Origin of the sequence: Pseudoalteromonas sp. 2CM37A (genome assembly GCF_023161885.1) — a bacterium.
GTDB lineage: Bacteria > Pseudomonadota > Gammaproteobacteria > Enterobacterales > Alteromonadaceae > Pseudoalteromonas > Pseudoalteromonas atlantica.
Genome location: NZ_JALNTJ010000006.1, coordinates 72,084 through 92,931 on the forward strand (window position 1 = coordinate 72,084; position 20,848 = coordinate 92,931).

Genomic DNA, 20,848 nt, shown 5'->3' on the forward strand with positions numbered 1-20,848 from the left:
CATGTATGCTTATAGGTAATGTCATGTTTTTATTGTTAAATCATCAAAATAACAAGACATTTACTAAGTGGTACGTAAAGTATAGGCAATAAGTGCAATAATGATAGTAATAAAATGCTTAAAACTGTTTAAAAATGTTTAGCTGGCGCTAGTGTGTTGTTGGATAAAAGGTTTCTTCTGGTAAATAATTTTAAGCGTCGATTGTACTTTTTCTACAGGCACAGGACGGGCAATAAAATAGCCTTGTCCGTAGTCAACACCAATCTCTTTTAGTGCAAAAAATATCTCTTCGCTTTCTACGTATTCTGCCACAGAGCGCTTATCAAGGGAGCGGCTTATATCGTTAATGGCCTTAACCAGTGCTAAGTCAATAGGGTCGTTAATCATGTCGCGTACAAACGAGCCATCTATTTTTACATGCTGTGCAGGTAACTGTTTTAAATAGTTAAATGTGCTAAAGCCTGTACCAAAGTCATCAATAGAAAAATGACAGCCTAAACTGTTTAGTTTTTCTATCATTTTACGGGTGGCTTTTAAATTGTTAACTGAGGCAGACTCGGTGATTTCAAAAATAATACGCGAAGGCGGTACGTGGTATTTTTCTAGGCTCGATTCTATATGTGGCAATAAGCGCTCATCTAAAAACGATTGAGCAGAGAGGTTAATAGCCACTTGATTTAAATCTGGGTGCTCAGCCACGCTAGCAATGGCATTGCGAATAACACATTGGTCCATTAAAAAGGTGTCGTTTAGCAGCTCAAGAGAGGGAATAAATTGATTAGGGAAAATAAGTTTATCGTCTACTTTTAAACGCAGTAACGCTTCAAAATAAGCCACTTTATTGGCTTTAAAGTCCCATATTGGCTGATAGTGCAGCTCTACGTTATCCTGCTGAAGTGCTTGTCGAATCTCATGCCCCCACTCAAGCCCGGTTTGCAAGGTGTTATTTTGCGCATCATCTTTTGAGTAGCAGTGCACTAGGTTACGGCCTAAACTTTTAGCAATATATAAGGCAATATCGGCTTGCTTAAGGCACTCACTCGGGTCGCAATTTTTAGCCGTTATTTGCGTTAAGCCAATAGAGCAGCTAATTGAATACACTTGGTCTTCAGATTTAAACTCGTGCTGTTCAATCGCGCTACAAATACTCTCTGCAATTAGGTGAGCGTCAAGCAGTTGGGTGTTTTTTAAAATAACAGCAAATTCGTCACCACCTATTCTACACACTAAATGTTTAGCGCTAATGTTTGCTTCAAATAATTGAGCTACATCTTTTAGTACAATGTCGCCTTGTTGGTGGCCTTTGCTGTCGTTAATTATTTTAAAATGATCTAAATCGATGTAAATAAGTGCGTGCTCTACATCACCATAGGTGTGCTTGGTTTGGCATATTTTATTGAGTTGTTGATCAAAATAATAACGATTATGTAAACCTGTTAGCGTATCGTGCAGGGCTAAGTGGCGCAGCTTTAATTCAGCTTGTTTACGCTCGTGTATGTTGTCGATTGTGGCAGTAATGGTGGCATTATTACGGCTGTTTTTTATTAGCTGTAAGCGGCATTCCACCCAAATCTGATTGCCATTTTTATGATTAAGTTGAATCTCGACTTGCTGCTGGTGCATGCCGCCATTAAGAATATCGTTAATGGTCGTATTTAGTTTTACTTGGCACTCATCAGAGCAATAATCGATTAATGATTTTTGCAAAGACGATTTAACCCCAAAGCCACTTAGTGTTTCCCAAGCAGGATTGATAAAGCGAATTTTACCTTGTTGGTCGAGCTCTAAAACCACCGTATTTAAATGCAGCAAAATACGTTGGTGCGCCGAAAACAGCTCTTTGTAGCGTACTTCGCTAATACTTAACTGCTCAACCTTTTGGGCAAACTCAGCATAACTAACCATAAAGTCTTCACGGCGCGCAGCATGGTCACATACTTTATTTAAAAAAGACGGGTCGTATGGCGCTCTTATAAAGTCGGTAACACCGGACAGCAGCAGCTGCTCTGCATAGTCGGCATCGTTATTATCAATAATAGTTACAATGGCTTGTTTAGGGTTATGTTGCAGTATTTCTTCGACTAACTTATCGGATGTGCCCGCATGTGAAGCGGTTGCATCAAGTAGGACAATAGCAAACTGTTGTTGATTATAGGCACTGAGAGCACTTTGGCTTGTGGTGACATGGGTAATGGCAAAATTGAGCTTAAGTTGCTCAGCTATTTCATCGGCTTTTTGCGCTATTGGTTCAAGCAAGAGTAAATTAAGGCGACTGCTTTTTTCTAAATGCGTAGACAGAACATTGGCCAGCACCTGCGGTAACATGTCTTGGTGCTCAAAGGGCAGTACGGCATCTATGCCATAACTACGAGCGGTGGTTTCAGCTATACGCTCACAATAAATTGGCGGAATAAGTAAAATAGGGGTGTTTTTAGGTGTTTTAAGTAAGCCTGAGCGGATCATGCGAGAAAAACGCCAGCCATCTATTTTCCCCACGCTCAAGCCCGTAATAATCATGTTTACTGGCTGCTTTTTTAACAGAGTGAGCGCATCTTGGCTATCTGCTACTTCTATGAATTCAAATACCTTTAAATGTCCTAAAGTGGCGCGAATAGTGCGGCGTTCTTCACTACTTGCGTTTAGAATGAGCAACTTCAGCTTACCTGCCACTTTTTTAACCCCGAAATTAGAAACATCATTATTTAAGGTGAGTAAGAATAATGATATTTACCAATAAGAACAAGATTATTTAAAGTAGTTACTCAAATGTATCTAAAATAGGGTGAATCCTCTCAACTGTGGTAGATATCTTGAGCTTAGCCGAGGATAGATATACACTTGGCGCGATTTTAATGATGTGGAATACCGACTATGCGCGTGGCTGACTTTAGCTTTGACTTACCTGATGAATTAATTGCTCGTTTTCCTAAACAAGACAGAACCAGCAGCCGTTTACTAACCCTAGATGGCCCAACTGGCAATGTTGAACACAAAGTGTTTAGCGACCTACTTGATTTAGTAAACGAAGGTGACTTATTAGTATTTAATAATACCCGCGTTATTCCTGCTCGTATGTTTGGCCAAAAAGCCTCTGGCGGTAAAGTCGAAGTACTTGTAGAGCGTGTAGTTGATGAACACCGCGTACTTGCCCATGTAAGAGCAAGTAAGTCGTTAAAGCCTGGTAACGAAGTTATTTTAGAAGGCAAAGCCAAAGCGACAATGATTGCGCGTCACGATACGTTATTTGAGCTTGAATTTGATCGCAGCCAAAATGTACTCGATATTCTAAACGACATTGGCCATATGCCTTTACCTCCTTACATTGACCGCCCAGACACCGAAGCTGATCGCGAGCGTTATCAAACCGTTTATGGCGAAAAGCCCGGTGCAGTAGCAGCGCCTACAGCAGGGCTGCATTTTGACGATAAGCTAATGGCGGCATTAAAGCAAAAAGGTGTAAACATGGCGTTTGTTACGCTACATGTAGGCGCAGGTACGTTTCAGCCGGTGCGTGTAGAAAGCGTAGATGAGCATGTAATGCACTCTGAATACATTGAAGTACCTGATGAGGTGGTTCACGCTGTTGCTAATACAAAAGCTAACGGTGGGCGTGTTATAGCTGTGGGAACTACTTCTGTACGCTCGTTGGAGTCGGCAGCAAAAGTACACGGCGGTAAATTAGAGAGCTATTTTGGCGATACCGATATTTTTATTTTTCCAGGTTATCAGTTTAATGTAGTTGATGCCATGGTGACTAACTTTCACTTGCCAGAATCAACCCTCATAATGCTAGTAAGTGCCTTTAGCGGCCAAGATAACATTATGGGCGCGTACAACACGGCTATAGAACAAAAGTACCGCTTTTTTAGCTACGGCGATGCGATGTTTTTAACACGTAAATAAGCACGTTTTTATCCGGTACCGTTTTAAAAAGCCCAGCTCGCACGCTGGGTTTTTATTTGCCTGCGCTAATACGCAGTGAATTTAGCGCAGCTAATAGTAATAACGGGGCAAAAAGGGTAGAATCGAGCGGTTAAATTATAGCTTGTTGGACTGTTTTTCCGACATTGAGGATGATATGAAATTTGAATTAGACCGCACCGACGGAAAAGCGCGCCGCGGCCGCTTGATTTTTGACCGTGGTGTAATAGAAACGCCTGCATTTATGCCAGTAGGTACTTACGGTACTGTTAAGGGCATGACCCCAGATGAAGTTAAAGCCACAGGGGCACAGATTTGTTTGGGTAACACCTTTCATTTAATGCTACGCCCAGGTACTGAAATCATTAAGCAACACGGTGATTTACACGACTTTATGAATTGGGACTTTCCAATTCTAACCGACTCAGGTGGTTTCCAAGTATTTAGCCTTGGTGCTATGCGTAAAATTACCGAAGAAGGCGTGTTGTTCCAATCGCCGGTAAATGGTGACCAAATTATGATGTCGCCTGAAAAATCAATGGAAGTACAGCGTGATTTAGGCTCAGACATCGTCATGATTTTTGACGAATGTACGCCATACCCTGCCACCGAAAAAGAAGCAAAAGACTCAATGGAGTTATCGCTTCGTTGGGCTAAGCGCTCTAAAGAAGGCCACGGCGATAACCCATCAGCCTTATTTGGTATTATTCAAGGTGGTATGTACCCAGAGTTACGTGCACAATCACAAAAAGGCCTAGAAGAAATTGGCTTTGATGGTTACGCATTAGGCGGCCTATCGGTTGGTGAGCCTAAAAACGAAATGATGAATATTCTTGATCATTGTGCGTACAAAATGCCAGAAGACAAACCGCGCTACTTAATGGGTGTAGGTAAACCTGAAGACTTAGTTGAGTCTGTTCGCCGTGGTATTGATATGTTTGACTGTGTAATGCCTACCCGTAATGCACGTAATGGTCATTTATTTATTACCACAGGTACAATTAAAATTCGTAACGCAGTACATAAAACAGATACTGGCCCACTTGATCCTGAGTGTGATTGTCATACCTGTAAAAATTATTCGCGTGCTTATTTGCATCACCTTGATAAATGTAACGAAATTTTAGGCGCACGACTAAACACAATCCATAACTTACGTTACTATCAGCGTGTTATGGAAGGCCTACGCAATGCAATTAGCGAAGGTAAACTAGAAGAATTTGTTAGTGATTTTTATGCTCGCCGTGGCCAAGACGTGCCAGAGCTTGCAGATATAAATTAAAATTTAAAAATATAGAGGAAGTATTATGAGTTTATTTATTTCAAACGCACACGCCGCTGCTGGTCAACCTGCTGCAAGTGGTGGCTGGGAAATGCTAATTATGTTAGCTATTTTCGGTTTAGTTTTTTACTTTTTAATTTACCGCCCACAAGCTAAGCGTGTTAAAGAGCACAAAAGCCTTATGAGCGCGATGGCTAAAGGTGATGAAGTACTTACCCAAGGCGGTTTAGTAGGTAAAATTGTTAAAATTACTGAAGATAAAGATTTCATCGTGATTTCTTTAAATGAGCAAGCTGAAGTAACAGTACAAAAATCGGCAGTATCTGCTGTATTGCCTAAAGGCACAATGAAGTCACTATAAAAATAAAAAGGACATGCCTGTGTTAAACAAGTTTCCAATTTGGAAGTATTTACTTGTTTTAGCTGTGGTAGCCATTGGCCTTTTATATGCTTCTCCAAACTTGTATGGCCGCGATCCGGCCATTCAGGTTTCGGGGGCAAAAGGCGCAGATGTCGATCTCAGTGTAGTAGACAAAGTAAACGCAACCCTCAAACAACATAATGTAACAGCTAAGTCTACCGTGCTTGAAGGCGGCCAAGTATTAGTACGTTTTAAAAATGTTGAAGAACAGCTAAAAGCGCAAGACTTACTGCGTAATTCTCTCAGCGACGATTATATCTCTGCTATTAATATGGCACCTGCGCAACCTGCATGGTTAAAATCATTGGGTGGTAACCCTATGAAGCTAGGTCTTGATTTAAGTGGTGGTGTTCACTTCACCATGGAAATCGACATGGCAACCGCGGTAGATAATCAGCTAGAGCAAATGGAACAAGATTTTCGTAGCGACCTACGCGAAGAAAAACTTCGTTACCGTAGTGTTCGCCGCGTAGCGGGCTCTGAACGTATGCGTGTAGAAATGCGTACCGAGGAAGATAAAGAAGCGGCTGAACGCTTTTTAGCATCGCGCTACCCACTAAACGTATACATTGATGATAGCAGTAACGATCGCGCATTTTTTGCCACTATGAGTGAGCAAAAGCTTAAAGAAATACGTGACTACGCTATTAAGCAAAACGAAACCATTATTCGTAATCGTATTAACCAAATTGGTGTTGCAGAGCCTAACGTACAGCGCCAAGGTGCTGAGCGTATTATTGTGCAACTACCAGGTGTACAAGATACAGCACGCGCTAAAGAAATTTTAGGTGCAACGGCCACGCTTGAATTTCGTGAAGTAGACGAAAACGCAGACCCAAGTGCTGCTGCTCAAGGGCGTATTCCTGCGGGCGCAGAAATGATCATGAGCCGTGATGGCTACCCTGTGGTACTTAAAAAACGTGTCATTCTTGAAGGTAGCCATATCACTGGTGCACAATCAGGAAACGACGAATACCAGCGCCCACAAGTAAGCATTACCTTAGATAGCAAAGGCGGGGCAAAAATGAATGCCTTTACCAAGCGTGCAATTGGTAAGCGCATGGCAACGGTATTTATTGAATACAAGCCATCGGGTAAAAAAGATGCTGACGGTAAAGCACTTCCACCTATTAAGGTAGAAGAGGTTATTAACGTTGCGACTATTCAGGCTCGTCTTGACCGCTCATTCCGTATTACAGGTATTGATAACCCAGCCGAAGCCCACAACTTAAGCTTACTATTACGCGCCGGTGCATTAGTAGCGCCAATTCAAATTGTTGAAGAGCGCACAGTAGGCCCAAGCTTAGGTCAAGAAAACATTGAAGCTGGTATGACAGCGGTAGCCCTTGGCTTTGCGTTTGTACTTGCCTTTATGCTTATTTACTACAAAGGGTTTGGTTTAGTTGCCAACATTGCACTAGCAGCTAACTTAGTGCTTATTGTAGGTGTAATGTCGTTAATCCCAGGCGCCACATTAACGCTGCCAGGTATTGCCGGTATTGTATTAACAGTGGGTATGGCGGTTGATGCTAACGTACTTATTTTTGAGCGTATTCGTGAAGAGCTGGCCGATGGCCGCAGCCCTCAACAAGCCGTTCATTTTGGTTACGATAGCGCCTTTAGTACTATTTTTGATGCCAATATTACCACTTTAATTGCTGCGGTTATTTTATTTGCAGTGGGCACTGGCCCTATTGCAGGTTTTGCCGTAACGCTGGCAATTGGTATTTTAACTTCAATGTTTACAGCCATAGTTGGTACCCGTGCGGTAATTAACTTATTTATTGGTGGTAAGCGCATTGATAAACTTTCAATTTAAGGAGCGGACATGCAAATTTTAAGTTTGGGTGGTAAAACCCTACGTTTCATGTCACTTCGTAAAGTGGCAATGGGTTTTTCTACGCTATTAATTTTAGCGTCGTTTGCCTCAATTTTTATCAAAGGTTTAAACTTTGGTTTAGATTTTACTGGCGGTACCGCTGTAGAGGTTGGTTTTTCGCAACCTGCAAATTTGAAAAAAGTACGCTCAGTATTAGCTGAAAACGGGTTTGCCGATGCTTCAGTGCAGCTGTTTGGTTCTAGCCAAGATATTTTGGTTCGTTTAGCGCCGCGTGGCAGTGAAGTAAAAGCCGAAGTTATTGGTAACCAAGTTATTACTGCCTTAAAGCAAGCTGATGAGAGCGTAGTAATGCGCCGCATTGAGTTTGTAGGCCCAAGCGTAGGGGAAGACTTAAAAGAGCAGGGTGGCCTTGCCATGTTAACTGCGCTTATTTGTATTTTGATTTACGTGGCATTTCGCTTTGAGTGGCGTTTTGCTGTGGGCGCGGTAGGTGCACTACTACACGATGTAATTATTACAGTTGGTTTGTTTTCTGTATTAGGGTTAGAGTTTGACTTAACTATTTTAGCGGCAATATTGGCGGTAATTGGTTACTCACTTAACGATACTATTGTTGTATCTGACCGTATTCGTGAAAACTTCCGTAAAGTACGCATCGACGACACTATCGAAATTATCGACATGTCGTTAACGCAAACACTTAACCGTACACTTGTAACGTCAATCACCACTATTTTGGTATTGATTGCGCTATTTGTGTGGGGCGGACAAACCATTCATGGCTTTGCTACAGCCCTGTTATTTGGTGTGTTCATTGGTACTTATTCTTCAGTTTACGTTGCAAGCTCGGTAGCTATTACCATGGGCGTAAGTAAAGAAGATTTAATACCAGAGGTAATTGAAAAAGAAGGCGCAGACCTAGACGCATTGCCGTAATAGAGTTAACGCTAAATAAAACCGCTCAATTGAGCGGTTTTTTATTGCGCGCTGTTTTATAGAGCTTGGTTGCCTTTAAGATTAAACGTACACGCTTTTTAGGCTGAACTTAAAGCCTAAAGCCGATTATATAATTAAGCCATTACAATAACGTATGAATAGTTAACAGTATATTAGGCTATAAACTTAGTGCTGAGGTGTACCGCCCCTAAATTGAGCAAATTTAATCCTGAAAGGTCAATAGCACCTAATGCCATAAAATTGTCATACAGGCTTGCTACTTTAATGCCCCTATTAAACGACAATCAGGTTTTGCAGTGACGATGCAGCGCAAAGTACTAGAGTACATTTTAAGTAACGGTGAAATAACCACGTTATTTCAGCCTATTTTTGATATAGCTAATCAAACAATTATAGGTTACGAAGCGCTAAGTCGAGGGCCTAAAAACAGCCCTTTGGAAATGCCTAACCGACTGTTTGAAGCGGCCAGTGAACACGCTTTAATTTCAGAGCTTGAGCTATTATGCCGCTCAAAAGCAATTGAAAACTTTGTAAAGCTTAATCTAAACGGTAAGTTATTTTTAAATGTAAGCCCTAAAACCTTGCTCGACCCTTGCCACCCAAAAGGTGAAACCTTGCACTTAATAGAGCAGTTTGGTTTAGCAGCAAACCGCGTGGTAATTGAGGTGACAGAGCAAGAAAAGGTCGACGATGGTTTTTTATTATTAAAAACAATTGCACACTACCGCGAGCTGGGTTTTACCATTGCCATTGACGACTTAGGTGCTGGTTACTCGGGCTTAAAACAGTGGTCTGAACTATGCCCCGATTTTGTAAAAATCGACCGTTACTTTATTGATCATTGCGATGAAAGCGAAGTTAAAAAAGAGTTTTTGAAATCGATTACGGTACTCGCAAAAGCAACAAACACCGCCGTAATAGCCGAAGGCATAGAAAGAGTAGAAGAGCTTGCCTATGTTGAAAGCTTAGGAATAGCAAACGTACAAGGTTTTTTACTGGAAAAACCAAACTCAAATCCAAGCCTTGATTACAGCTCAGAGCAATTACAAGCATTGAACTTTAAACAGCCAAGCAATACGTTTGATCAATCAATGGCGATTGGCTGGCTTGCTGTTACACAAGAAGCAATAGACAGCGAAACCCGTTGCAAAGACGCCCACAAGCTATTCGAAAAAGACAAAGCCGTGATGAGCCTAGCGGTTTTAAATAAAGCCGGCCAACCGGTTGGGTTACTACATAAAGATCAGCTCACAGAGGTGTTTGCAGCGCCCTATGGCCATGCACTTTACGACAAGTGCCCCGTAACCGACTTTATGGATAAACAACCTTTAGTGGTGGATGAAAACCAACTTCTTGATACCGTGAGTCAGCAAATTACAGAGCAAGACTTTGATATTCGCCGCCATATTGTGATCACCCGAAATAAACGTTACCTAGGGCTTGCCCCTTTGCGTGATATTTTAAAGCACATAACAGAAGAAAAAATTCGTCACGCCCAGCACGCTAACCCACTCACCATGCTCCCTGGTAATGTAGCGATTAATGAGGCAATAGAGCAAAGATTACGCTCACAAAGTGCGTTTTCGCTTGCCTATATAGATCTTAATCACTTTAAGCAGTTCAATGATTTATACGGCTATGCCAGTGGCGATAGTGTGATTAAATTATTGGCAGATGTAACCGTGCAAGCATGCGAAAACAGTGCTAACTTTGTAGGACATATAGGTGGTGATGACTTTATGGTTGTGTTTGACCAATCAGATGCTGTGTATATTTGTAATACCATAATTGAGCAGTTTGAACTGCAATCACGCACTTTTTTTACGCCTGAGCACATTAAGAGCAAAGGCTACTGGGCTACAAATCGTGAGGGAGAAAAGCAATTTGTACCTTTACTTACGTTATCAATTGGCCTTGTGGAGCCCGACTTACAAGAATGTAAAAACAGCCATCAAGTTGCAGCACTTGCAACAGATGCTAAAAAAGAGGCTAAGCGGTATCGCCATAGTTATTTGTTTATTTGTAAGCGCAGAAAGCCTGCGCCTGCCGTAGTGCGCTTAGCACCAGAGAATAAACAGGTGGTATAAAAAATAGGTAATTATTATGTTGCCATTAAAAGTAGTTGTTGGTGGGTTTGCTTTATTTGCGGTTAGTTTTTTTGTGCAAGGGGTAGAAATTGTTAATGTTGCTCAAAAGCAAAGTGTGCAAAATGCCCGTGAAGAATACCTAAGTGAACTATTAACACGAGCCCTAGAGCGGGCTAATTACCCTGTAGACATAAAAATGCAGCCAGTGAGCTTACAGCAACAGCGTGACCTGATTGAGCTAGATAAAACAGAGCTAGATGTTTATTGGAGCATGAGCAGCCCAGAACGAGAGGCACGGGCAATAGCCGTTAAAGTCCCGCTGTTTAAAGGCTTTATAGGCAAGCGCGTTTTATTAACCAGTAAAAAAAATGTCGAGAAATTTAAAGGCATTACCACTTTGGCGCAATTAAGTGAGCTCTCGGCAGTGCAAGGGCATGATTGGCCAGATACAAAAATAATGGCCTATAACGGCTTACATGTAAGGCCGCTGAGTAACTATCAAGCTATGTTTACGCTTACTAGCCGTGGCAGAATCGATTACTTTCCTCGCTCATTTATCGAAGTTAATTCTGAGCTTGTTGCCAATGCGCAGAGTAACTTAGTTATTGTGCCTAATTTATTTATTAGTTATCCCACCGGTATTTATTATTTTGTTGTAAGTAGTAAACCAGCATTAGCGCAAGCCATAGAGCTTGGGTTGCAAAACATGCAAAACAGCGGAGAGTTTGATGCGTTATTTGATGAGTATTTTGCAAAAGACATAAATTCTCTCCCTTTTACAAAAGGTTATACCACGGAGCTAAAGCTCGATAACCCTTACTTTTAAAACAAAAAAGGAGCCATAGGCTCCTTTTTTATAATAGGGTTACATGCACTTTATTAGCGAAGTAACGCTTCAGGTAATACTGGGCGAATTTCACGGATAATTGCTTGCGTAAGCTTAGGTGCACCACAAATAATGTTACCGCTATTGTTGTAGTTAACGCCACCTGCAAAATCAACAACCATGCCGCCAGCTTCTTTTACAAGTAACTCGCCTGCTGCTGTGTCCCACGGTTTTAAACCAATTTCAAAAAAGCCATCAACACGGCCCGCCGCTACATATGCCATATCTAGCGCTGCAGAACCTGCACGACGAATATCAGCAGTTTGTGTAAACAATGCTTTAAACGCGTCTGTGTATGCATCTAAGTGGTGTTTTTGTTTGAAAGGGAAGCCTGTTGCTAAAATTGAACCAGCTAATTCTACGGTTTTAGTAACGCGTAAACGCTTGCTGTTTAGCTGTGCGCCTTGACCACGAGATGCAGTGAAAAGCTCGCCACGAACTGGATCGTAAATTACAGCTTGGTCTAAACGACCTTTTACTTTAAGTGCGATAGAAACCGCGAAATGAGGGATACCCTTGATGAAGTTAGTTGTGCCATCAAGCGGGTCAACAATCCATTGGTAATCTGCATCTTTGCCTTTGTGCTCACCTAGTTCTTCACCAACAATGCAGTGATCAGGGTAAGATTTTAAAATTGTATCACGAATTACGGCTTCGGCTTCTTTATCAATGTTAGTCACTAAGTCGTTAGTGCCTTTTTGTTGAATTTCAACTTTTGATAAATCTTCACTTGCGCGAAGTAAAATTTTGCCTGCGTTGCGCGCAGCGCGAACCGCAATGTTTAACATTGGATGCATGGTATTACCTTTGGGTTGTAAAAGAACGTTTATATATTTAAGCCGGCGTATTTTAGCGACTTTTGCCATAAAGTAAACAATAAACCCTAAATACTTTTGTGCGTTTTTTGTACGGCCTTGAAATGCATGTAAATTTATTCGTATCTAAGACATGTTGGCGTGTATGGATTGAAATTTGTTCAACCGAAGGGCAACTTAATCACAGCGCGAAGTGCGAAGCCTTGGGGGCTCAATAACTTCCATGAAGCAAAGCTTGCGCGTCCTGCTCACGCTCCTTACCTACATCCTTGTAGGCAAAGCTTCCGCGTCCTGCTAGCAAACATACTGTTGTAAAAATTAATCTTAAAAGGGTAGTACTCGCCAATAATAAAAAGTAAAAAAAGTGCTTTACCTAAAGTTAGCTTGAGGTTTTATCTTGTGTTTAAGCAATCAACTAGGGTAAATAATAATGAAATTAGAACACGTACATTTAGTAGTAAACGATATAAATGCCATGCTTAAATTTTACCAAGCAGCCTTTCCTTATTGGTCAATTAGAAGTGAAGGGCATAACACCTGGTATGGCAAACCTAAGCGCTGGGTACATTTTGGCGACGATAACCATTACATTGCTATAAGCGATAATGGCGAGCATAAAAACAGAGATTTGACAGGGCACCAAGTCGGGCTGGCTCACTTTGCCTACGTTACAAACAACCTAGACGCTGTTATACAGCGCTTAAAACACGCCGGGTTTAACATTGATAAAGAGGGGGCAGAAAACCCATTTAGAAAAAACGTATATTACTTAGACCCTGCAGGATTCGAGGTTGAGTTTGTGCAGTATATGAGTGACATTCCAAGCGAGCGTAATAACGACTTATAAAATAGGCAGTAACTAACGGTGTAGAAAAGCGCATAATATGGCTTTTCTACCCATTTGTTTTTACCCGTATTATTTATTACTCACCCCAAGCTGGGCCTTTAAATCATTAGCAAAACTCACAAACTTTTCTTTAATGGTGCGTTTAACTTTTACCTCCACCGAACCTAAAACTGTTTTACCTTCTAGGTTAATTGTGGGGCCTTGGCGCTTATTAAGCGACACCGTTTTGTTTTCAAAACTACCTAATATACAAAACATTTTAGAAACTACATTGACGTGCTCTGGTACGTAAATTTCTTCGCTGCCAAAAATACAATTTACATGCACGGTAACATGTTGGTGGGCAAAAATAGCATCAGTAAAATCTAAAACAATCGACCCCATATAGTTTTGAATATAAATATCTTTAGGCACCACCCATTGGCCGCTACGCTCGCTTGAGCCTAAAATGCTTCGCAGTGTTAAGTTTTCTTCATCCGCTTGTTGGGCACTGTAGTTAGGGGCAAATTGCGTTTGCTTTTGAGCACTGTACTGGGTATCTGTAGTAAGGGTTAAATCCTCTACTAAATCAAGTAACGCAGTATTATCGGTTGCTTCCATTGCACTGTCTAAACGCCTTTCAAAGGCTTCAGCTGAAATAACGCCATGGCTGTAGTTATAAATAAGTTGGTCTATCACTTGTTCGCGAACTTGCTCTATTGGGCGGTCTTCAATTTTTACAGACATGGGAATAATCCTTTTTATATGAGTTGCCACTGTACATAGCAAGTGGTGTACCAAAAATTAACTGTTTATATATCAATGGCTTATTATTTTAATAACTCCGCTTAATTTATTATATTAACGATAGATTAACCAAAACAGCAATATAATCGTTATTTTCACCACTTAAGAAAGTTTTACCTAATAGCCTGTAAATGTTTACTCGGAGGTGTTTTTATTTATACCTAATAAAATAGCTAACTCCATGAATTTAAAGTGTTAATAAAGTTGGCCTAAAGCTCGCATATATAAGAGTGTCTTTAATCAAAAGGAGAAAGATTATGAAAACATTCAACAAATCTATGATTGCGGCTTTAGTTCTAGGTACTACAGCTATGGGTGCTCAAGCGGGCACTTGGGAAAATGAAAGTAAAGATGCTTGGATTGATGGTAAGGCAGAAACAGTGCTTCTTATGAACACTAATCTAAACAACTTTGACATTAACACTGATGTAAAAAATGGCAAGGTAGTACTTACAGGTAAAGTAAACAGCGACCTTGATAAAGAGCTAGCTGAAGAACTTGTAATTAGCCTAGATGGCGTATCTGATGTAGAAAACAACCTAACTGTTGTGAAAAACATGGATATGGACGACAAAGATCGTGACACTATGGATGATGACGATAACGACTTAACTGACGCTAAAATCACCACAGTAATTACTACACGTTTCTTATTTGACTCAGAAGTTGACGGTACAGATATCGACGTTGATACCGACAACGGTATAGTAAAACTTAAAGGTTCTGTTGAAACAGAAGCTGAAAAGCAGTTAGCAGTAAAAATTGCTAAAAATGCTGAAGATGTTCGTGACGTAGTAGATGAACTAACTATTGTTGCTGAATAATACACTATACTAAAAAGCCCAGCTTAGCTGGGCTTTTTGCTTGTCATTTTTAAAGGAGCTATATCATGGATATCATTCGTATAATACTGTCGATTTTATTACCGCCACTGGGTGTATTTTTACAAGTTGGTTTAGGTATGCACTTTTGGCTAAATATTTTACTAACTTTACTGGGTTACTTCCCTGGTTTAATTCACGCTATCTACATTATTGCTAAAAAATAATGTGTGGTGTGTTCAATGTGAGCCGGCCACTTTTTTATAGTTATTAAAATTGTAAAAAAGCGGCTTACATACTTCTGTGTTTATTTTTCTGTTATTTCCTGCCTATTCGCATGCAAAAAGATTACTATTTAAGCAGTCAGCTTACTGATTGTTAAAATAAAGGTTTTTGCTAGTGACAAGCCTTAAAAAACTTTTTATACTGCAACCCGCTTTAGTCGCTCAGTGGCTAAACGCTTCAAAAATTAACTACCTCGTAGTTATACAAAGTTGGCCCCTTAGCTCAGTTGGTTAGAGCACACGACTCATAATCGTTAGGTCCCCAGTTCGAGTCTGGGAGGGGCCACCACTTTCCAAAGCTTTCCAAGTAAATACCTACTAACCGAAATCACTCTGTGCTACCTCTGTGCTACTTTTAGTATAGCGGAAAACATCTCTATATGCTTGATATGATTAATCCCTTACCTTTTACTGAGCTTCACTTCTAAGCAGGAAAGCTTGTTGCTATATGATTGGTATTGTTTTGCTTGATAGTAGTTAACATTCAGGTAAATCATTCCTTCACCAAGTAAATGCTATAATATTCATCGTTCTAAGCAATAGGAAGCGAATGATGGATACTAACGAATACTACTTTTTAAAGAGCTTTTTAAAACCTAAAAGCTTATCGAAAGTGTTGAGTATGAGAGATTGGACTAGTTACTTAGGCCGTGATGCAAAGCTCGCTTTAAATAAATTTGAAAAAGAGGGGGTTTTACAGTCAGCTAATACTCAGGAAGTTGTCACAGCGACTTATTCTGCTCCAAATTTAAAAAAGATTTCTCAAAACCTTAACCTACCAACCTCTGGTAAAAAATCTGTTTTAGTTCGCAGAATATTGGAAGTAGCACCAAATTATTTTAATGGTAATTCATTAGAGCATGATTTCTTTGTTTGTTCCTGTGAGGGGGCGAAACAAATTGAAGCTAAAGGAAAAATCATCAAAAATGAGATGAGTACTGCAGTTGAGCTATCAGTAAATGAAGCTCTAAATAGAAGCTTTGAATGTGCTTTTGAGCCAGTCAGAAAATATCAACTGAGTTTACCATTTCCATCAGGCTTAGGAGTTGATTGGTCTAACTTTGGTGGTCCAAGAGAAATTTTTATAATTAATAGTATTCTTGATGATTGGCCACTCATCCTTTCTGAGATACAGCCTGATTTAAAGCCTCTAGTGCGTCAAGGAGCAATTTGTATGTTTCTTTGGGGACTGAAGCTGGATGGTGAACTAAGAAAGAAATTAGCTAGCAATGGTACTCACTTGGGCCCTGATGACGTATGTCGCATGATGTTATTCTTTGCACAAAACAAGTTTCGTATATTTGATGCTAAATCAAAATCTGAAGAGCTTGGTATGCCGTATATAATGAAAATTCTACGATTCGAAGGAGATTTTTGCTCTGCTTGCAAAAAACATAGAGTTGGGGATTATAGTCTCAGCGAAGTGCCGGAAATTCCGTTAGCAGACTGTCGGTGCAAAGGTGGTTGTACCATATCGCTATCGGAGGCTCTTGATATAAACAAAGTCACTACAATATGAAAGATCTCGAAGCTGAATTAATGTGTAGTAGCTTCTATTTAACCCTGCTGCGTGGGCTATTTGTGTAGGTAAATTATTTTTCTAGTTTGATGTTCACTGATTGCGTGAGCTTGGCTGGAGTGTAGGCACGAGACTTTTCGATTACCTCTTTTTCGTATTTTTTAACACTCAGTGTTTCTTTTATGCTTGTATTTTAATATCGAAAGGCGATGGCTGGATTTGCATATAAAGATTTAAATAGGTGAATAAGTAGCCTCTAGCAATGGCTTGCTAGAGGCTTTAACCAATTAATTTACTAGGTACTTACTGTTAGTACGAATGTAAATAGTGGCTGTTTTGTCGCTAGTGTTCTCAATCGTGTGGGTAAAGTTACCGGTTGATTCTACATAGCTGCCTGCGCTTAGGTTTTGCGCTTTATCTTGCTCGCTTGAGTTGTACTCTACGGCGCCGGCTATAACAACAGCACGAAATTCGCTTGCATCTGTTTTTATTTCACCTTTAAAGCCGGCAGGAAGTTTAATCATTGAGCCGTTCATATCGGCTGTACTTCCCCAAAGGTAGGCTGTTTGAACGCCTTGGGCGTTAATGTCGTTTAAATCGCTGCTGTTTAGCCATACTATGTTGTCTGCATGTAGGTTTAACGGGCGCTCACCATTATCAAACTGGGCATTAGTTGGTTTAACTAAGTACGGCCCAGAGTCGATTTCTAAGTAAATTAAATTTGTTTCAGCATTGGCTGCAGTGGTGTGGTTTTCACCTGCAGGTTGTGTCCAAAACGAACCCGCTGGCATCCACATTTTTTCAGCTGTTGGGTCGTCATTATGCATTTGCCCTTCAATAACGATACCGCGGTAAGTAATGTTGTGAATGTGCGGCGGAGATTCAAAGCCTTTTTTAAAGCGTACTAACATGCCTGTTGCGGTGTCGGTTGTGCGGTTTCCCCATAAATCTGCAGCGCCAGGGCTTTTATCACCACGTAGCGGGTTTAAGTAACCCCAGTCAATATTGCTTGCAGCAACAACTTTTGATGTGCTTTGCTCTGCAGAGGCTGGCGTTGATATAAGTGTTGCAACCAGTGCAAGAGTTGATGCGTTTAGTAAAAATTTCATTTAAAAGCTCCGTTAAGTTGGTATAGCGCTATAGTACGGCTTAAAATTCAGTCAATAAATGGGCATAAGTTAAATACACTTTCGCAAAAACGTGGATAATAACGCTATAGTTACGCATGCTGGTTTATGCAATAAGAGGGTTTGATGAAAATAGCTGATTTACAAGTATTACTCAAAGTGGCTGAGCTGCAATCAATTACAGCTGCTGCAAATCAATTAGATATGAGCTCATCGGCTGCAAGTGTCTCGTTAAAGCGAATAGAGCAGGCGCTTGGGGCACAAATATTTGTACGCACAACAAGGCAAATTCGCCTCACGCCTGAAGGGGAACGGTATTTACCCCTGTGTCAGCAGGCACTCGATTTATTGCAACAAGGGCAAGTGCTTATTCATGAGGAGCTGCAATCTATTAGTGGTGAAGTGCGAATAGCAGTGTCATCGGAAATGGGGCGCAACCTTATGCGGGTATTACTAAATAATATTATGGATAAACACAGCGAAATGACGCTGCGCTTACAAGCAAGCGACAGCCGCGCTGATTTTTACCGTGATGGAATTGATGTTGCGCTGCGCGCCTTAACTAAAGAGGCCGCACAGGAGCTAAATTTATACGGCTTTAAAATTTGTAACATTGCACATGTGCTATGCGCCTCGCCTGAGTACATTAAAAAGCACGGTGAGCCGTTAACGCCAGATGACCTACTGAATCATAATGCCCTTTTATATAAGCTCTACGAGGTAGTGCATGATGGGTGGGAACTGTATAACGATAATCAAAAATACAAGGTTAAAATGAGCAGCGACCGCGCCGTTAACGATGGCGATATAGTAAGGCGTTGGTGTGTTGATGGCACCGGGATAGCCAAAAAATCGGCCATTGATGTAGCTGAAGACTTATTAGCGGGCAGACTAAAAAGGTTAATGCCCGATTACAAAATCCCCCTCACTGAAATGTGGTTAGTACTACCTAGCCGCCAGCTTATAACGCCCGCAATTAGGCTTATTCGTGATGAGTTAAAACACACTGTTAGCCAATTAAGAAAAAACCTGATTGCGCAAGGGATAATTAACGAGCAAGAGTGGCCCGATTCACCCTAGTGCACCTTACGCGAGGTTAGTGTTGCTAGCCTTGCACCTTTAAAATTTAATTCGCTTTCCTGTGATGGATTAAATTAAAATACACGCTCTTCTTTTATGTTCTATTTTTTCTAATTATTGGGCTTATTGCTCAGCCGATCCTATATTTATTCTAAGCAAGTGTTAGTTAAGTCCTTTATCCATTTACAGGTATCGTATGTTACTTAAACAAAAAGTTTATATTAGTCTTATTTTGGCTATTGTTGTGCCGTTAGCGGTTTCTACATTTTTATTTTCAAATAGTATTCAAAATCATACCGATGAAAAGCTCGCAAAGGTTGATTTACCCACCGCATTGAGTGAAGTAAAAAGCAAAATTGAACTCGAACTTGCCACTCCTATAATTGTTGCCAAAGAAATTGCGCAAAATAGCTTTGTTAAACAGTGGCTAAGTAACGGTGAGAGTGAGCAAGCAAGAGCCGATTATATTAATTATTTAGCCAGTATTAAAAAAGATAACAACGCAGTTATTGCTTATATAATTTCCAAAAATACCAACAACTATTACACCGATATTGGCATATCTAGACAGATAGATAGAAGCGAAGATGTATGGTTTGATCAGTTTTTATCCTCTAACAGACCCTTTGAAATAGCACTGGATATAGATAAAACCACAAATAGCATGGTGGTTTTTATTAACTATGCACTGCAAATTAATGGTGAGCGTACCGCCATTACAGGCGTAGGGCGCTCGCTCGATTCTATGATCAACCTAATTAACGAATACCGTATTGGCGAAGCCGGCGTGGTGTATTTGGTCTCTGATGAAGGTGAGGTAATGCTTCACAGTGACAGAAGTAAAATGGGTCAAAAAATTAATATTAATGATATTAAAAATGGCGCCATTATTAGTAAAACAATGGCAGGTGAAGATTATGTTGTGTCGAGTACGCCTATTGAGTCATTAGGTTGGCATTTAGTGGCAGAAGTGCCCGAGCAGCAGTTATACGGGCCAATAAATAGTGCCATTAATAGCAATTTATTATTTGGTGTGATCATCGCCATTATAGGCTTTGCCTTGGCCAGAGTTTTAGTGTCGCAAATATTTAAACCCATTGAAAACATAACTGCTGCAGTGAGCGCGTTAACTAAAAAAGATGGCGATTTAACCGTAAGGCTGCCTACTAACGATAACAACGAAATATCAGAGCTTGCCGCTAACTTTAATTTATTTTTAGAGCAGCTACATGGCATGTTTAAGCAAGTGTCGGACTCAGCAAACCACGTTAAAAGCATTTCAGAAAATGTGTTAGTACAAGTACAAGGCGCGGCTAACTTGGCCGAGGTACAATCATCGAGCACGCAAACAGTGGCGGCAGCCGTTAACGAAATGGAAGTAACCGTACAAGATATTTCAAACAGTGCCAGTAACGCCTCTGACATTGCGACTTCAACAGAAGAAGCGACTCATAAAGGGGTGGAGTTTGTAAATAGCACGATAAAGCAAATGGAGCAGCTAGAAAACGCCATGGCTACCTCGGTTGCCTCGGTAACTGAGCTTTCAGGAGAGATAAAGTCAATTACGCAGGTGCTTGATGTTATTAAAGCAATATCAGAGCAAACTAACTTACTGGCACTCAATGCTGCCATAGAAGCCGCGCGGGCAGGCGAACACGGTCGTGGTTTTGCCGTTGTAGCCGATGAAGTAAGAACCCTTGCTATGCGTACTGCAGAGTCGACCGAGCAAATTAACGAAATGATAGACACATTAAATTCTAAGGCTTCAAGTACGGTGTCGGCTATAGAGCTTGGCAGTAAAAATACCCTAGAAAACGCCGAACGTTTAAAAGTAACAGGGAGTACCTTAACGGGTATATCTCAAGAAATTGTTACGCTAAGTGAGCTAAATAGCTCAGTGGCTACAGCCACCCGCGAGCAAACGTTGGCTACCTCAGAAATTAGTCAAAATGTGGTGATGATTTCTGATTCTGCTGAGCAAACAAAACAAAATATGAAAACCTCAGAGCAGCTATGCAATGGGCTAAATGAAGAGTCGAATATATTAAAAGACTTACTGGGTAAGTTTACGCTTTAAAAAAAGTGACAACATTAAGCTAAAAAACGCGTTGTAACTTAGTTAATCTAAGCTTTGATTAAGAGGTTTATTATCCAAAGCTTAGGTTAATAACAACG

Annotated in this window: 17 protein-coding genes and 1 tRNA gene; 14 read left to right on the forward strand and 4 right to left on the reverse strand. The window is 40.7% G+C overall.

Annotated elements, in window-relative coordinates:
• Positions 1 to 138: 138 nt before the first annotated feature.
• On the reverse strand, positions 139 to 2,670 hold the full coding sequence (locus MTF68_RS14685) for an EAL domain-containing protein (protein ID WP_096740223.1): 2,532 nt from the start codon (positions 2,668 to 2,670) through the stop codon (positions 139 to 141).
• A gap of 201 nt (positions 2,671 to 2,871) precedes the next feature.
• Between MTF68_RS14685 and queA the strand changes: the two genes are divergently transcribed.
• From queA to MTF68_RS14720, 7 genes are all read left to right on the forward strand, one after another.
• Positions 2,872 to 3,903 carry a tRNA preQ1(34) S-adenosylmethionine ribosyltransferase-isomerase QueA gene (gene queA, locus MTF68_RS14690; RefSeq protein ID WP_004587615.1) on the forward strand — a complete coding sequence of 344 codons (1,032 nt, stop codon included), beginning with the start codon at positions 2,872 to 2,874 and terminating at the stop codon, positions 3,901 to 3,903.
• A 175-nt stretch (positions 3,904 to 4,078) separates the two neighbouring features.
• The gene (gene tgt, locus MTF68_RS14695) at positions 4,079 to 5,203 is read left to right on the forward strand and encodes a tRNA guanosine(34) transglycosylase Tgt (protein WP_004587614.1); all 1,125 of its coding nucleotides are present in this window, start codon (positions 4,079 to 4,081) and stop codon (positions 5,201 to 5,203) included.
• A gap of 25 nt (positions 5,204 to 5,228) precedes the next feature.
• Entirely contained in the window at positions 5,229 to 5,564 is a 336-nt protein-coding gene (yajC, locus tag MTF68_RS14700; RefSeq protein ID WP_004587613.1) for a preprotein translocase subunit YajC, read from the forward strand.
• Positions 5,565 to 5,583: 19 nt separating this feature from the next.
• Positions 5,584 to 7,443 carry a protein translocase subunit SecD gene (secD, locus tag MTF68_RS14705; protein WP_248462916.1) on the forward strand — a complete coding sequence of 620 codons (1,860 nt, stop codon included), beginning with the start codon at positions 5,584 to 5,586 and terminating at the stop codon, positions 7,441 to 7,443.
• Positions 7,444 to 7,452: 9 nt separating this feature from the next.
• The gene (secF, locus tag MTF68_RS14710) at positions 7,453 to 8,400 is read left to right on the forward strand and encodes a protein translocase subunit SecF (RefSeq protein WP_248462917.1); all 948 of its coding nucleotides are present in this window, start codon (positions 7,453 to 7,455) and stop codon (positions 8,398 to 8,400) included.
• 317 nt (positions 8,401 to 8,717) lie between these two features.
• Positions 8,718 to 10,508, forward strand: a complete 1,791-nt coding sequence (locus MTF68_RS14715) for a bifunctional diguanylate cyclase/phosphodiesterase (protein WP_054983266.1) — start codon at positions 8,718 to 8,720, stop codon at positions 10,506 to 10,508.
• Positions 10,509 to 10,524: 16 nt separating this feature from the next.
• Entirely contained in the window at positions 10,525 to 11,334 is an 810-nt protein-coding gene (locus MTF68_RS14720; protein WP_004587609.1) for a transporter substrate-binding domain-containing protein, read from the forward strand.
• Positions 11,335 to 11,387: 53 nt separating this feature from the next.
• Here MTF68_RS14720 and suhB read toward each other — a convergent pair whose 3' ends face one another.
• Positions 11,388 to 12,191: an inositol-1-monophosphatase gene (suhB, locus tag MTF68_RS14725; RefSeq protein WP_024031435.1), complete on the reverse strand. Its 804-nt coding sequence runs from the start codon at positions 12,189 to 12,191 to the stop codon at positions 11,388 to 11,390.
• Positions 12,192 to 12,639: 448 nt separating this feature from the next.
• Here suhB and MTF68_RS14730 point away from each other — a divergent pair, with 448 nt between their 5' ends.
• A complete protein-coding gene (locus MTF68_RS14730) occupies positions 12,640 to 13,056 on the forward strand; it encodes a VOC family protein (protein ID WP_248462918.1) in 417 nt (138 codons plus the stop codon).
• A gap of 69 nt (positions 13,057 to 13,125) precedes the next feature.
• On the opposite strand, the gene MTF68_RS14735 is transcribed toward MTF68_RS14730, so the two are convergent.
• The gene (locus MTF68_RS14735) at positions 13,126 to 13,782 is read right to left on the reverse strand and encodes a LiaF domain-containing protein (protein ID WP_248462919.1); all 657 of its coding nucleotides are present in this window, start codon (positions 13,780 to 13,782) and stop codon (positions 13,126 to 13,128) included.
• A gap of 317 nt (positions 13,783 to 14,099) precedes the next feature.
• On the opposite strand from MTF68_RS14735, the gene MTF68_RS14740 reads away from it, so the two are divergent.
• The 4 genes from MTF68_RS14740 to MTF68_RS14755 all read left to right on the forward strand — a co-directional run bounded on the left by MTF68_RS14740 (position 14,100) and on the right by MTF68_RS14755 (position 16,466).
• Positions 14,100 to 14,666 (forward strand): BON domain-containing protein, encoded by a 567-nt coding sequence (locus MTF68_RS14740; protein ID WP_004587605.1) that lies wholly within the window; start codon positions 14,100 to 14,102, stop codon positions 14,664 to 14,666.
• A gap of 65 nt (positions 14,667 to 14,731) precedes the next feature.
• Positions 14,732 to 14,890, forward strand: coding sequence for a YqaE/Pmp3 family membrane protein (locus MTF68_RS14745; protein WP_004587604.1), 159 nt, complete (start codon positions 14,732 to 14,734; stop codon positions 14,888 to 14,890).
• A gap of 269 nt (positions 14,891 to 15,159) precedes the next feature.
• Positions 15,160 to 15,236: transfer RNA gene (locus MTF68_RS14750), tRNA-Ile, on the forward strand.
• A gap of 261 nt (positions 15,237 to 15,497) precedes the next feature.
• On the forward strand, positions 15,498 to 16,466 hold the full coding sequence (locus MTF68_RS14755; protein WP_248462920.1) for a hypothetical protein: 969 nt from the start codon (positions 15,498 to 15,500) through the stop codon (positions 16,464 to 16,466).
• A gap of 287 nt (positions 16,467 to 16,753) precedes the next feature.
• Here the strand turns inward: MTF68_RS14755 and MTF68_RS14760 are convergent, their stop codons facing one another.
• The gene (locus MTF68_RS14760) at positions 16,754 to 17,575 is read right to left on the reverse strand and encodes a DUF4437 domain-containing protein (RefSeq protein WP_248462921.1); all 822 of its coding nucleotides are present in this window, start codon (positions 17,573 to 17,575) and stop codon (positions 16,754 to 16,756) included.
• A 144-nt stretch (positions 17,576 to 17,719) separates the two neighbouring features.
• Between MTF68_RS14760 and MTF68_RS14765 the strand changes: the two genes are divergently transcribed.
• Together MTF68_RS14765 and MTF68_RS14770 are read left to right on the forward strand one after the other, a co-directional pair.
• Positions 17,720 to 18,673: a LysR family transcriptional regulator gene (locus MTF68_RS14765; RefSeq protein WP_248462922.1), complete on the forward strand. Its 954-nt coding sequence runs from the start codon at positions 17,720 to 17,722 to the stop codon at positions 18,671 to 18,673.
• Positions 18,674 to 18,869: 196 nt separating this feature from the next.
• Positions 18,870 to 20,750: a methyl-accepting chemotaxis protein gene (locus tag MTF68_RS14770; RefSeq protein ID WP_055252630.1), complete on the forward strand. Its 1,881-nt coding sequence runs from the start codon at positions 18,870 to 18,872 to the stop codon at positions 20,748 to 20,750.
• Positions 20,751 to 20,848: the final 98 nt, after the last annotated feature.

What these genes read in the sequence shown, in the direction of transcription:
- MTF68_RS14745 (WP_004587604.1), top strand. Translation starts at nt 14,732, where the DNA reads ATGGATATCATTCGTATAATACTGTCGATTTTATTACCGCCACTGGGT.
- MTF68_RS14755 (WP_248462920.1), top strand. Translation starts at nt 15,498, where the DNA reads ATGATGGATACTAACGAATACTACTTTTTAAAGAGCTTTTTAAAACCT.
- yajC (WP_004587613.1), top strand. Translation starts at nt 5,229, where the DNA reads ATGAGTTTATTTATTTCAAACGCACACGCCGCTGCTGGTCAACCTGCT.
- queA (WP_004587615.1), top strand. Translation starts at nt 2,872, where the DNA reads ATGCGCGTGGCTGACTTTAGCTTTGACTTACCTGATGAATTAATTGCT.
- MTF68_RS14735 (WP_248462919.1), bottom strand. Translation starts at nt 13,782, where the DNA reads ATGTCTGTAAAAATTGAAGACCGCCCAATAGAGCAAGTTCGCGAACAA.
- MTF68_RS14720 (WP_004587609.1), top strand. Translation starts at nt 10,525, where the DNA reads ATGTTGCCATTAAAAGTAGTTGTTGGTGGGTTTGCTTTATTTGCGGTT.
- secF (WP_248462917.1), top strand. Translation starts at nt 7,453, where the DNA reads ATGCAAATTTTAAGTTTGGGTGGTAAAACCCTACGTTTCATGTCACTT.
- MTF68_RS14740 (WP_004587605.1), top strand. Translation starts at nt 14,100, where the DNA reads ATGAAAACATTCAACAAATCTATGATTGCGGCTTTAGTTCTAGGTACT.
- MTF68_RS14760 (WP_248462921.1), bottom strand. Translation starts at nt 17,575, where the DNA reads ATGAAATTTTTACTAAACGCATCAACTCTTGCACTGGTTGCAACACTT.
- MTF68_RS14730 (WP_248462918.1), top strand. Translation starts at nt 12,640, where the DNA reads ATGAAATTAGAACACGTACATTTAGTAGTAAACGATATAAATGCCATG.
- MTF68_RS14765 (WP_248462922.1), top strand. Translation starts at nt 17,720, where the DNA reads ATGAAAATAGCTGATTTACAAGTATTACTCAAAGTGGCTGAGCTGCAA.
- suhB (WP_024031435.1), bottom strand. Translation starts at nt 12,191, where the DNA reads ATGCATCCAATGTTAAACATTGCGGTTCGCGCTGCGCGCAACGCAGGC.
- MTF68_RS14770 (WP_055252630.1), top strand. Translation starts at nt 18,870, where the DNA reads ATGTTACTTAAACAAAAAGTTTATATTAGTCTTATTTTGGCTATTGTT.
- tgt (WP_004587614.1), top strand. Translation starts at nt 4,079, where the DNA reads ATGAAATTTGAATTAGACCGCACCGACGGAAAAGCGCGCCGCGGCCGC.